The organism is Antarctobacter sp. (assembly GCF_034670325.1).
In the GTDB taxonomy this organism is placed as follows: Bacteria; Pseudomonadota; Alphaproteobacteria; order Rhodobacterales; family Rhodobacteraceae; genus Antarctobacter.
This window is the reverse complement of the sequence record NZ_JAXMNR010000005.1, coordinates 307,159-320,367: the sequence shown is the minus strand read 5'-3', so window position 1 is coordinate 320,367 and position 13,209 is coordinate 307,159. Positions and strand designations below refer to the sequence as shown.

Here is a 13,209-nt window from a genome sequence, read left to right as displayed (position 1 = left end):
CGGTTACACCTCGGCGTGCAGTCTGCGCCGAACGGTTTCGGCTTCGGTCTTCAGTTTCGGCGTCTTCTCATCGGCTAGCCCGATGATCTTGCTGGCAGAAGTTTCGGCAAGAGCGTTGTTCCCGGTCTTGACCGCCGCACGCATGAGCAAAATCCACACATTGATCTTGGTCGGCATCTGATGGACTGCCGAAAGACCAAATTCGATAGCTTGGGCAAAGTTACCCTGATCGTATTGCACCCGGGCGCGCCAGAGATCGTATTCCGGCAGCGGGATCGCAAGCGCCGCAACCTCGGCCTCCAAGGCGGATAGAGCGTGCCAATCCCGCGCCTTGCCAGCCGCGCGGTACCGGGTCACGAGGTCGATCTTGGCCGCGCGCAGGGCTTGGCGGATGGCTTGATGTCGTGGGTCGGCTTGCTGTACGGCGGTCAGCGCCTGTACGCGCTCCAACGGCAGTTGCATGCGAGCGGCCTGTTCTGTCCAGCGGTCGAGCAGGGCAATCAATTCCTTGTCGCGTAGGCGGTCCAGGTCGTGCAAGTCGCGCCAGCGGGCGATGATTTGTGTGGCCACTTTGACGCCACGACGATTGGCGACCGAGGCGGCGATACGGGCTATGTCCGACGCGCACTGGCTGCGAAAGATCAGGGTCTTTATCGGAGCATCGACGTGTTCCAGCGCCGTCTCGATGGACTCCACGGAAAAGCGCATCTGGACCTTGCTCAACTGTGCGGGTTCCAGCGTTTCGGACAGATCCATCTGTTGCGAGACGACAAGGTCCGCCAACACCTGTGAGGCACGTTCTGCGGTATGGTGCTGGCGGCAGGCCTCGACGGCGAAAGCGGCGGCACTGGCCGTATCGCCGACAGCCGCCGCGCGCAGGGCCACATCGGTCAGAACCTGACAGGGCAGGGCGACGAAATTATCGTTCACATCCGTGGCCAACAGTTTGGCGGTCTCGAACAAGCCCAGAGTGCCTGCCTTGTCAACGCTCGCAGGGATGTCCAGCGCGTCCACCGAAGAGGTCGCTTTGGCAGACAGGTCGGCATGGAATTCCGCCTGCGCAGCCTTTTGGGCGCGACGCACCTTCTTTTGCAACGGGCGAAAGTCAGCGGTCGTGTCAGACAGGGCCAACAGGCGGGCGGTTGCGTCCGCGTATTGGCCAGCGGCGCAGGCGGCCTCGATCTGCGCCCGGAAGGTGTCGGGCCGTGCAGTGCCGCCGCTGACGGAGGCATCCGTCCGGGGGGCGATGAACCGCTTTATCCAGTCATCCATGACCGCAGTGCTGAACGACGTGGTGAAGTGCGCAAGGCTGGTGCTGTCATCCTCGATCGCCGCAGGCTGGCCGAATTCGGCCATCAGTTGCGTGGGATCATAGAGATCAAGCCCGGCGTTCCTGACCTCTTCGCCGACCAGATTGATGAAGGTCGCGCGGGATTTGATGGGTTGACCGTCCGGTTTGCAGGCATTGACGTGAGACACAAACACCACATCCGGCAACAGGCGCGACAGGGTCTGAATATCTTGAGCAAGTCTTTCACGCGTCACGTAGGTCAGCTTGATCCGCGACAGGACGGCAGAGTCGGCGCGCTGCGCGTCCGTGGCCGACCATGTCTTGTTCACGAAAGTCGCCGTTTTGGCGAAGTCGCCGCACTGGGCGGTGTCCCAGAAGGCCTGCATCCGCAGCGGATCGGCAAAGAAATCGGGGAATGTCGACTTGAGGTAGTTCAGTTGGACGGACACACCGTCGATGGTCAGTTCCTTGGCGGAGGCCAATTCGATCACGTACAGATCGGACGGTGTATGGGTTTCGGACGACAGCGTTGCGAGTTGATGGGACCGTGACACAAGCGGCCAGACATCCTCCGCAATTGTCACCTCACCCCGCAAAAAGCGTGCCAGTTGCACCGCTTCGGCGGGCGAGTGGCAATACCCATAACTCCGGGTCAGGTTCAGACGGATGCCGCGCGTGGATTGGCCCAGACGCAGCGGCGTCGCAATCCGGCACGAGCCGATCGGTGTGATAGTGAACATCACTTCGCGCCCCCGCGTTTGTCCGTTTATAGTGACCAGTAGGTCATACCTTCGGGTTTATCCGACTTCCGGTGAACGCCTTTGACATCCATCAGGACGCCCCCATCGCGGATGCGGCTCAGGAAGTTCCGGTCGTTCAGGTACTCCCGGTGGGCGGTGGCAAGGACCATCAGGTCCAGATCGGCCAGCTCTTCGGTGTCGCACAGGGTCACGCCATAAGCCTCTGCTTCGTCCTGATCGCAGTGCGGATCGTGTACCAGCAACTCGATGCCATAGCCGCTCAGCATCTTGATCAGGTCCAGCGCCTTGGAATTGCGCATGTCGGGCACGTCTTCCTTGAAGGTGATGCCGCAGATGGCAACGCGCTTGCCCGCGATAGCGCCCCCTTGTTTGAGCAGGAACCGTAGTGCCGCATCGGCCGTATGACGCACCATCGCCTCGTTCGTGCGACGTCCGGCCATGATCAGCTGCGGGGTGTGTCCCACCTTTTCCGCCAGCGTCGCCAGGTAGTAGGGGTCCACGCCGATGCAGTGTCCGCCAACAAGGCCGGGCGTCATCGCGACGAAGTTCCATTTGGTCGAGGCGGCCTCGATCACGTCATGGGTGTTGACGCCGATCTTGTCGCAAATCATCGACATTTCATTCATCAGGGCGATGTTGATGTCGCGCTGTGTGTTCTCCAGCACCTTCGAGGCTTCGGCCACCTTGATTGTCGGTGCGGCGTGCAGGCCGGCCTCGATCACGGTCTCATAGACGGCGCGGACCCGTTGCAGTGTGGACGGGCTGTCGCCGGAGATGACCTTGATGACATTGGTTACGGTGTTGACCTTGTCGCCGGGGTTGATCCGCTCAGGGCTGTAGCCAAGGCCAAAGTCCTCACCCATCTTCAAGCCGGACAGACGTTCAAGGATCGGGGCGCAGATTTCTTCGGTGGCACCGGGATAGACGGTCGATTCAAAGACCACCACGTCGCCCTTTTTGAGGTGCGGTCCGACGGTCTCACAGGCCGAGGTCAACGGGCCCAGATCGGGTTGGCGGGCGTCGTTGATCGGTGTCGGCACGGTGACAATATAAAAGGAGGCGTCTGAGATGTCTTTCAGGTCCGTGCTGGCCCGCAATCCACAGCGGCGCAGCAGCACTTCATCGACCTCGTTGGAGGCGTCATAGCCGCGAGCGATCTCATCCACGCGTCTCGTTGAGATATCAAGCCCTTGTACATGCTTGAACTTTCCGGCCAGTCGCACCGCCAGCGGCAGGCCGACATAGCCCAGCCCGATGACGGCGATGTTTTCGAAACTCGCCTTCGTCGGGGCGTTGTCCGCGACAAGATGGATCGCCGGTTCGATCCGAGTAACCCGTGCGCGCCGGTCAAGGCGGGCGTTCTGCAGTGTTGTGGAGACCATGAGACTTCATCCCTTAACGTTCTGTTAATGAAGATGAACAGCAAATGTGGCGAAAATTGGGGCCAATGTTGAAACATTGGGGCCGGCAGCGCCGAAGTGTTTCCGCTGCGGGAACAGTCACCTTGGAATGACGGGATTTTGGGCGTGTTTGGCCGGGTTGGGACCCCAACGCCTAGGGGCCGTAACACATCAGAGCCCCACATATACCCCAATAGCTTCATAAGCCAAACACATTCTCAGGGTTAATAAAGGCTTAATTAACCATCCGACGTATGAACGCGTGGTTTGAAACGGTCGGGCCAAATTGGATCGGTGGTGCAATTTTGCATCACTCCCCATGCCTGCCCGACCGTGGCTAGCCAACCGTGCGTCCCCAATCAGGAAAGGCACGTCATGTTTTCGTTTCACTACCCTGCCAGTGGTGTTTTTAATTTGTACGGTTCGTTTAACTACAAGGTCAGCTTCCAGTGGCCCTCTTCTCAACATGGAAACTGTGCCGATCAGTCGCTGCAGATATTTCAGCGCGAGACCGCGGACTATACGAAAAAGTCCATCTCGGGGAAGTTGCCGACGGACCTTCAGTTTGACGAAGACACAGCCGGGAATGTCGACCTCTCGGATATCAAGTTCAACAGCATCGCCAACAAGTCAGAAACCCTCACTCTGGAGTTCAAGACCGGGGCGGGAACCTTTGATGCGACGGGCACACAGAAAGTTACTGTGACCGGCACCGGGACCGGCACGCTTTACCTGACGGGCACCCGCAAAGATATCACGGACTACCTGAATGACGCGAACGCGGTGACCTACACCGGCGCGCAGGATGACTTTGGCGACAATGCAGCGACGATCTCTTTGCGCGCTGCGGTCGACGGCGACCTGATCGACCTTGGGTCGATGAATGCCGACATTGCCGATGTTACCGACGACTTCATGGGGACGCCGCAGGACGATACGCTCAGCGGTGATCGCGGGATGAATGCCATTGTCGGGCTGGCCGGAGATGACAGTCTGAATGGTCTGGGTGGTAATGACATCATCCAGGGAGACGCGGGTGACGACACGATCTCTGGTGGTTCGGGTGCGGACACGCTGAATGGCGGGGCCGACGAAGACGTTCTGTTTTACTTTGGATCGGTCGGCGGGGTCACCGTGGACCTGAACGAAGACGGGGCAGGGTTTCAGCAGGCGTCGGGTGGCGATGCCGAGGGTGACATCATCTCTGGCTTTGAGCACGTCTATGGTTCTGAGCATGCCGATGTGATCACGGGCAATGCGGGGCGCAACATCCTGTTTGGCTATGCGGGTGACGATGTCATCAACGGTCTGGACGGTGACGATGTGATCCGGGGTGGTCTGGGTGCCGACACGCTGGACGGCGGTAACGGAAACGACTGGGTCCGCTACGTCGAGTCGGCGTCCGGCGTTACGGTCAATCTGACGGTGGGCTGGGACGGCTTTCAGTCGGCCTCTGGCGGTGATGGCGAAGGCGATGTTCTGTCCGGGTTCGAGAATATCCAAGGATCCGATTTCGGCGACGATCTGACCGGCGACGCGGGCAAGAACTACATCCTTGGTTTTGACGGCGATGACATGATCGACGGCGGGGCCGGCAACGACACGATCCGTGGTGGCGAAGGGGCCGATACACTCGAAGGCGGCAGCGGCGCTGACGTGCTGCAATACACGGACTCCGCAGGCGGCGTAACGGTTGACCTCAACGCCGATGCCTTTGGGATGCAACAGGCCTCTGGCGGCGACGCGGAAGGGGACGTGATTTCCGGTTTCGAGCATGTCTATGCCTCCAACCACGATGATATGCTGACCGGCAACGCCGCCCGGAACATCCTTTATGGCTACGACGGGATGGACACCCTCAATGGCGGTGAGGGCAAGGACGTTCTGCGCGGTGGTGACGATGCGGACAGCTTTGTCTTCAACTCGGCGCTTGTTGCCGCGAACGAGGACCGGATCATCGATTTCGTCGCCGGCGAAGATGTGTTGGTTCTGGACAGCGCCGTGTTCACGGGCCTGACCAGCGGTACGTTGGATGCGAGCATGTTCGTTGCCAATGCCGACGGCGTGGCCACAACTGCCGATCAGCGCATCATCTATGAGACCGACACCGGCAAGGTCTACTACGACAGCGATGGCAGCGGCGGCGCCGAGGCTGTGGCCTTTGCCCAGCTTTCCTCATTGCCGACGATTGGCGCGGACGATTTCCTGATCGTGTAAAACGGTCTGCCGGGCGATCCTTCTCCCGGGACGTCACAAAAATGGCGGTGCGATTCTTCCGCGCCGCCATATTCTATTTATTGCATATCTGAATTTGGACCTGTATTCATCGGGCATTGAAATCGTCGGTCCATGCGGGGTTTTCCGTTTCGGGGCGATGTCCCGGCGCGGGGTCTGCGCCGCCGAAAGGGGAATACCCGATGCCCAAATTCATCAAGTGGTTCGCGCGCGCGCTGGCTGTTTCCGTTCCGGTGGCGCTGGGCGTGGTGACTGTTGCCTATTCAGACAACCTTCGGAAACCGCCCGCCATCAAAGAGACATCGCGCCCCACCGTGGCCGTGCGCGTGGTGACATTGGCCCCGATAGAGGTGGTGCCGCGCGTGACCGGGTTTGGAAGTGTCGAGCCCGCCCGGGAATGGCGCGCCGTTGCGCGGGTCGATGGCGAAGTGGTCGAGGCGGCCCCGGATCTGGCAAACGGCGAGGTCGTGTCAGAGGGTACGATGCTACTGCGGTTCGACGATACGGATTTTCAGCTGTCGCTGGCCCAGATCGACGCGCAACTTGGGGCCCTTGTGGTGAAGGACCAGACGCTGGGGGCCAGCCTTGGCATCGTGACCTCCGATCTGGAATTGAGCCGCGCCGAACTGACCCGTCAGGAAACGCTGGTCGAGCAGGGGGTGGCGACACAGACCCGGCTGGACACGGCGCGCAGGGCAGAACTTGCGGCGCGCGCCAAGGTTGTCGAGGTCGAGAACCAGTTGTCGCTCAACGCTGCCGAACGTGAGGTGCTCAAGGCGCAGCGGGCCGTCATCGCGCGATCGCTGGCGTTCACCCAGATCAAGGCCCCTTTTGACATTCGCATCGGCGAGGTATCGGCGGAACTTGGGCAGGTTGTGACACGGGGCCAGACGCTGGTGACCGCCGAGGGCATCGAGGCCGCAGAGATAGCCGCGCAGTTTTCGCTTGGGCGGATCGGGCCGTTGTTGCGCACGATGGACGAGGGGGCCACCGTTCGGGATCTCAAGGCGCGCGTGCGACTGCCTGCACCGGGGCACACGGTGATGTGGAACGCCACTGTGGATCGCGTGGGCGAGGCCATTGACGCGCGCACTCAAAGCACGGTGATCGTCGTGCGGATCGACGCGCCCTATGCGCAGGCCGAGGCGGGCAAGCGTCCGCCCCTGCGGCGCAATACCTTTGTCGAGGTCATCCTGACAGCGCCCAAGCGCAAGGCGCTTGTCGCGCCGCTGGACGCGGTACGTGGCGGTAAGGCCCTGATCGTTAGCGCCAAAGGCACGTTGGAGGCGCGCGCCGTGACCGTGGGATACACCATCGGGGACATTGCGATTGTGACCGAGGGTCTGTCCGAAGGCGACAAACTGGTTGTGACCGATCCCGCCATCGCGGTGCCGGGTATGGCGGTCAAGCCGGTCGAGGACAAAAAGGTGTTGGCCCAGATCGCCGCCGCGGCCTCTGGCAAAGGCGGCAAGTGATGATCCGTCTCTTTGCCGTTCACCCGACAGCCGCCAATATCCTCATGCTGGCGCTGTTGATCCTCGGACTGGCCGCGCTGCCGACGCTTCAGCGCGATACGTTCCCTCTGACCCCGCCGTCCGAGGTCGAAATTCGGATCGCCTATCCCGGCGCTTCACCCGCCGAAGTCGAGAGCGGCATCTGCAAAGTCGCCGAAGACCCGCTGCGCGCCGTCGAGAACCTGACCGAACTGTCCTGCCTGTCGCGCGACAACATGGCCGTGATCACTGCCGAAATTGTCGAAGGTGAGGACATGACCCGCTTTCACAATGACCTAAAGGCGGCGGTGGACGGCATCGGGCAATTCCCGGATCGGGCCGATGATCCCGTGACCCGCGTGGTGGAACGGGTGGCCTCTGTTGCCTCGATTGCGGTTACCGGGCCGGAAGACCCTCATGTTCTGTTGGCCTATGCCAATGCCTTGGCGGAGCGGCTCAAGGCCGATCCGGCGATCACGCAGGTCGACATTTCGGGGTTTTCGGACCGCGAGATTGTCATCTCCTTCGATACGGCGGCCTTGCAGCGGCACGGGTTGAGCATCGCTGACATTTCCGGGCTGCTGACCCGCGACAGCCTTGACGTGCCCGCCGGCACACTGGAGGGCAGGCAGGGCGATGCGGTGGTCCGGTTTCTGGGTGAAAAACGGCGTATCGCCGAATTTGCCCGCATACCGCTGACTGCATCGGCAAACGGGGCCGAGGTCACGCTGGGTGAAGTGGCGGATATCACGCTTGATTTCAGCGACCCGGCGCAGGCGGCCTATTTCAACGGCGAACGGGCCGCCATCGTACAGGTCAACAAGAGCGCCGCGCAGGACGCGTTAAAGGTCAAGGCGGCGTTGGACAGGGTCATGGCGCAGGCGCAGGCCGATGCTCCGGGCAACATCGCGCTGGCGATCTCGCAGGATTCCACGATGAACATTCGGGACCGCCTGCGGATCATTGGCGAAAATGGCGTGCAGGGCCTGGTCCTTGTGTTAGCCGTGATGTGGCTGTTCTTTGGTTTTCGCTTTTCGTTTTGGGTGGCGATGGGGCTGCCGGTGTCCTTTTTGGGCACCATCTTTGCGATGCAACTGTTCGGCTATACCATCAACATGATGACCATGGTGGCCTTGCTGGTGGCCATCGGCCTACTGATGGACGACGCCATCGTGATCTCGGAAAACATCGTGCGGCGGCGGCAGGCGGGCGAAAGCGCGATGGAGGCGGCGGTGAACGGTGCCCGGCAGGTGGCACCGGGGGTGGTGTCCTCTTTTTTGACCACTGTCATGATTGTCGGACCTCTGGCCTTCATGACGGGCCGCATTGGCGAGATCCTCAAATTCATTCCAATTGTTCTGGTTCTCACCCTGATCGTCAGTCTGATCGAGGCCTTCCTGATCCTGCCCAACCACATGCACCACTCGCTGTCCGGCGACCTGCGTCCCAACCGGGTCAGCCGCGCCGTCAATGGCGGTTTTGAATGGTTGCGTGACCGGATCGTTGTACCGCTGTCCGGGGTCAGCCTGCGGGCGCGATATTTGACGCTGGGGCTGGCGGTGTTTTTGGTGCTGCTCTCCGTCGCGCCTTACACCGGGGGATTCATCAAGTACCAAAGCTTTCCGGTGCTCGAAAGCGATACCGTCGAGGCGCGGTTGCTGCTGGTTCAGGGCTCACCTCTGGACCAGACGGAGCAGCGCGTGGCCAAGGTGGTCACTGCGCTGGAACAGCTGAATACAGAGATGTCACCGGACCAGCCAGAGGGTCAGCCGCTGGTGCAAAGTTACACCGTGACCTACAGCGCCAACGCCGACTCGCCGGAAACCGGCGCGCATATGGCGACCGTCAGCGCCAAGCTGCTGCCCGCCGGGGTGCGCGTGACAGAGGTCACGCAGATCATCGACCGCTGGAAAAAGCTGGTCGGCCCGCTGCCGGACATGGCAGCCTTTCGCGTGACGGACAAAGAGCGCGGGGCAGGGGGCAAACCCATCGACATCCGTTTGCAGGGCGACGACCTGACCCAGCTGCGCGCCACGGCCAAGGAGATGGGCAAGTTCTTTCGCGAGTTTCAGGGTGTGCGCGATGTGACCTTTGACCTTCAACCCGGCAAAACCGAATACATCATCACCCTGCGTCCCGCTGCGGCCTCGGCCGCAGGGGTGACGGCGCAAATGGTCGCCACACAGCTGCGCGCCGCCTTTCGCGGCGATACCCCGCTGGAGGTGCAGGACGGGCTGGGCACGCTGGACATTGTCGCGCGCCTTTCCGCGTCAAGCCGGATGAGCCTGCAGGACATCCTAGACCTGCGGATACCCGCCCAAGACGGCGCGCTGGTGCCTCTTGTCGCGGTGGCGGACGTCGAGGTCGGTCGCGGCTTTGCCTCGATCAACCGGGTTGATGGTCAACGCACCGTGGCCGTTCAGGGCGCGATCAACCCCGCCGTGGCCAACGCACGCGAGCTGATGGCGGCGCTGAAGGCGGACTACCTGCCGCAACTGGCCGAAAAACGCCCCTCTGTGTCGGTCAGCATTCTGGGTGAGGCCGAAGACACCGCAACAACCGGGTCGTCGCTGGGACGCAATATGGCCATCGGCCTGATCGGCGTCTACCTGATCCTGTCCTTTCAGTTTCGCAGTTTCGTCCAGCCCATTGTGGTTATCGCGGCAATTCCTCTGGGACTGATCGGGGTGATGTGGGGGCACATGGCGTTGGGCCTGCAAATATCGCTGCCCAGCCTCGTCGGTCTGGCGACTTTGGCGGGGGTGGTTGTGAACGACTCCATCCTGCTGGTGGCTTTCATGAAAGAGCGCGTCGGTGATGGCGAAGACATTGTTGCGGCGGGACAGGCCGCTGTGCGCGACCGTTTCCGCGCGATTTTTCTGACATCTCTGACGACTGTAGTGGGTCTGGGGCCGCTGTTGTTCGAGCAAAGCACGCAGGCGCAGTTTCTGCGTCCCATCGTGGCCAGCCTGGCCTTTGGCCTGACCGGCGCGACGCTGCTGGCACTGTTCGTCAGCCCGGCGGTCTACGCGATCCTGCACGATTTCGGACTGGCCAGAGCATCGGATGGGAATGCGTCCGGCGGATCGCTCAGGACGGAGGTTTGACTTTAGGCGGAAAGCGGTTTGCGCAAGAGCCTCTGAAACCGGTGTCTCGAAACAGCATGTTTGGGTCGCCGGGGAAGGTCGATATGTCCGGGGTTATCCCGGGGCTTGGGCAGATGGCATTCGGCCTACCGGCGTGCCATGGGGGCGAAGCCGGCGACAACTGGAAGACACACACCTCCCGCGTGGTTGGCATGTACATGCACATGAGTGTCGCCAAACCGGAATGGCCTCAGTAGCGGCCTACGCCCGGCCGGCGGGCACGTCATTCAGGTGCAAACGACAACTTCGGTTCCCCAGTTTGTGCATTGTGACTGCAGGTCGGCGGGCAGGGATTTGTCGGTAAAGAAAACATTCACGCCGGAAAGCGAGGCGATCCGGGCCGGGGCGCTGCGCGCAAACTTTGTGTGGTCCGCAACAAGGAAGGTCTTGCGTGACTGGCGCAAGATGGTCTGGCTGACGCTGACCTCTCGAATATCGAAATCCAGCAGGTCGCCGTCGCGATCAAGGGCGGAACAGCCGATCACGGCAAGATCGAACTTGAACTGACGGATCGTCTCTGCGGCCAGATTGCCGATCAAGGCCCCATCGGCACGGCGCAACTGCCCCCCTGTTACAAGGATCTCGCAGGTCGGATTGGCCACAAGGATATTGGCGACATTCATGTTGTTAGTCACCACCATCAGGTTCTCATGGTGGAGAAGCTCCCTTGCGACGGCCTCTGTCGAGGTGCCGATATTCAGGAAAAGCGAAATACCGTTGGGAATGCGCGCCGCGCAGGCCCGCGCGATGGATTGCTTGGCTGCGGGGTTCAGCGAGCGGCGCTCTTCATACCCGATATTGGTTGTCCCAGAGGGCAGGACCGCGCCGCCATGCACCCGTTCCAGCCGACCGGCCTCTGCCAGATCGGTCAGATCGCGGCGGATGGTCTGGTGCGTGACGCCAAAGTGCTCTGCCAGATCCTCGACCGTGACCTTGCCCTTGCGACGGGCGAATTCAAGGATCTCTGGATGGCGAAAGGTTTGTGACATCGGTTGGTGTGTTCTGACTGGTTGTTAGCGGGCTTGGTCTTGGCGTTCAGGGGGCATCACCTGAAATTTGGTTCAGATACAGTTGCGGGCGCGATCCTAGATGGCAACCGGAAACGGAAGGTTGTTCCGCGTATCGCGATGGATTTTCTATATTCGAAAATGGGAATGGTTCGAGTTTCGCTGAAAATTCGCCAAAACGAAAAGAAACGAACATTTTTGTATTGCGCGGTGTGTCGCGGGTTGTCATAAGACTGTCAGTGCGGACCTGGGGGAGATTCGCGTCGTGCACCCGGCAAACAGCGATACAATTGACCTCTTTATCATTGGGGGCGGCATCAACGGATGCGGAATTGCGCGGGACGCCGCCGGGCGCGGTCTTAGCGTTGCCCTGGCAGAGATGAACGATCTCGCTTCGGCTACGTCGTCATCCTCGACCAAACTGTTTCATGGTGGGCTGCGCTATCTCGAATACTTTGAGTTTCGTCTTGTCCGTGAGGCGCTGATCGAACGTGAGGTATTGCTGCGAGCGATGCCGCACATCAGCTGGCCGATGAGATTTGTTTTGCCATATCATAAAGATATGAGGTTTGAGTCGGATACGCCGACATCAAAGCTATTGAGCCTTTTTATGCCGTGGATGAAGGGGCGCAGGCCCGCTTGGCTGATCCGGCTGGGCCTGTTCATGTATGACCACCTTGGCGGTCGTAAAATCCTGCCGGGCACCACGACAGTGGATCTGACCACCTCGAAAGAGGGCGCGCCGCTACAGGACCGTTTTGCCAAGGCCTATGAGTACTCCGATTGCTGGGTCGAGGATTCCCGCCTTGTCGTGCTGAACGCCCGCGACGCCGAAGCGCGTGGCGCGCAGATCATGACGCGCACCAAGGTTGTCAGTGCAACCTGCGAAGATGGTCTTTGGCGCGTGGAAACGCACGATACCGAAAGCGGTGCATCGCGAACCTTTTTCGCCAAGATGCTGATCAATGCCGGCGGCCCTTGGGTGGGTGACATCATCCAGACCAAAGTGCGTCTGAATTCTCGCGAAGGCGTCCGGCTGGTCCGCGGCAGCCACATCGTGACCCGCAAGCTGTATGACCACGGCAAGTGTTACTTCTTTCAGGGTACCGATGGGCGGATCATCTTTGCCATTCCATATGAGACGGATTTCACCCTGATCGGCACGACCGATGCCGACCACGCCGATCCATCGCAAAAGCCCGAATGCTCGCCCGAAGAGCAGGACTATCTGCTGAACTTCGCCAACCAGTACTTCAAGGATCAGATTGGCCGGGGCGATATCGTCTGGACCTATTCCGGCGTGCGCCCGCTGTATGATGACGGGGCGAGCAGCGCCACGGCGGCCACGCGGGACTATACGCTGAAGGTCGATACAAGTGGCGGCGCCCCTTTGCTGAATATTTTTGGCGGCAAGATCACCACCTACCGTCGGCTCGCAGAAAGCGCGTTGGAGAAGGTTGGGGAGCATCTGAACCTTCAAAAAGGCAAATGGACCGCAGGCGTCCCTTTGCCGGGAGGGGATTTTCCGGTGGACGGGGTGACAAGCCTGGTTGCCGAACTGAAGGCCGCTTTCCCGTTCCTGTCGGATTTCTGGGCCCTGCGTCTGGTGCGGGCCTATGGCACGCAAGCAGCAAGCATACTGGGCGATGCCAGAGAGTCAGGTGATCTGGGCCGCGATTTCGGAGCGACACTGACCGAGGCCGAGATCGACTGGCTGATTGATAATGAATTCGTGCGTACCGCAAATGATGTCGTCTGGCGGCGCAGCAAGCTTGGGCTGCGCCTGACAGCCGAGCAAATCAGCACACTTGATGACTGGATGGCGCATCGACGCCGAGCCGCCGCCGTCGCGGTCGTGGATTGAGGAGGAGGACGC

The 13,209-nt window shown here is 60.8% G+C and carries 7 protein-coding genes; 4 read left to right on the top strand and 3 right to left on the bottom strand.

The genetic code is table 11. The features are described 5' to 3' along the window. Nucleotides 1-3: 3 nt before the first annotated feature. A complete protein-coding gene (locus VOI21_RS14690; protein WP_323770686.1) occupies nucleotides 4-2,031 on the bottom strand; it encodes a hypothetical protein in 2,028 nt (675 codons plus the stop codon). A 26-nt stretch (nucleotides 2,032-2,057) separates the two neighbouring features. Then, entirely contained in the window at nucleotides 2,058-3,434 is a 1,377-nt protein-coding gene (locus VOI21_RS14685; RefSeq protein ID WP_323770685.1) for a nucleotide sugar dehydrogenase, read from the bottom strand. 564 nt (nucleotides 3,435-3,998) lie between these two features. Between VOI21_RS14685 and VOI21_RS14680 the strand changes: the two genes are divergently transcribed. The 3 genes from VOI21_RS14680 to VOI21_RS14670 all read left to right on the top strand — a co-directional run bounded on the left by VOI21_RS14680 (nucleotide 3,999) and on the right by VOI21_RS14670 (nucleotide 10,287). Then, nucleotides 3,999-5,669: a calcium-binding protein gene (locus VOI21_RS14680; RefSeq protein ID WP_323770684.1), complete on the top strand. Its 1,671-nt coding sequence runs from the start codon at nucleotides 3,999-4,001 to the stop codon at nucleotides 5,667-5,669. A 200-nt stretch (nucleotides 5,670-5,869) separates the two neighbouring features. Further along, nucleotides 5,870-7,162 (top strand): efflux RND transporter periplasmic adaptor subunit, encoded by a 1,293-nt coding sequence (locus VOI21_RS14675; RefSeq protein ID WP_323770683.1) that lies wholly within the window; start codon nucleotides 5,870-5,872, stop codon nucleotides 7,160-7,162. Next, a complete protein-coding gene (locus tag VOI21_RS14670; RefSeq protein ID WP_323770682.1) occupies nucleotides 7,162-10,287 on the top strand; it encodes an efflux RND transporter permease subunit in 3,126 nt (1,041 codons plus the stop codon). The genes VOI21_RS14675 and VOI21_RS14670 overlap by 1 nt, the downstream gene beginning before the upstream one ends. A 266-nt stretch (nucleotides 10,288-10,553) precedes the next feature. Here the strand turns inward: VOI21_RS14670 and VOI21_RS14665 are convergent, their stop codons facing one another. Beyond that, nucleotides 10,554-11,315, bottom strand: coding sequence for a DeoR/GlpR family DNA-binding transcription regulator (locus tag VOI21_RS14665; protein ID WP_323770681.1), 762 nt, complete (start codon nucleotides 11,313-11,315; stop codon nucleotides 10,554-10,556). Nucleotides 11,316-11,598: 283 nt separating this feature from the next. Between VOI21_RS14665 and glpD the strand changes: the two genes are divergently transcribed. After that, nucleotides 11,599-13,197, top strand: coding sequence for a glycerol-3-phosphate dehydrogenase (glpD, locus tag VOI21_RS14660; protein WP_323770680.1), 1,599 nt, complete (start codon nucleotides 11,599-11,601; stop codon nucleotides 13,195-13,197). The last annotated feature ends 12 nt before the right edge of the window (nucleotides 13,198-13,209 follow it).

What these genes read in the sequence shown, in the direction of transcription:
- VOI21_RS14690 (WP_323770686.1), bottom strand. Translation starts at nt 2,031, where the DNA reads ATGTTCACTATCACACCGATCGGCTCGTGCCGGATTGCGACGCCGCTG.
- VOI21_RS14685 (WP_323770685.1), bottom strand. Translation starts at nt 3,434, where the DNA reads ATGGTCTCCACAACACTGCAGAACGCCCGCCTTGACCGGCGCGCACGG.
- VOI21_RS14675 (WP_323770683.1), top strand. Translation starts at nt 5,870, where the DNA reads ATGCCCAAATTCATCAAGTGGTTCGCGCGCGCGCTGGCTGTTTCCGTT.
- VOI21_RS14670 (WP_323770682.1), top strand. Translation starts at nt 7,162, where the DNA reads ATGATCCGTCTCTTTGCCGTTCACCCGACAGCCGCCAATATCCTCATG.
- VOI21_RS14665 (WP_323770681.1), bottom strand. Translation starts at nt 11,315, where the DNA reads ATGTCACAAACCTTTCGCCATCCAGAGATCCTTGAATTCGCCCGTCGC.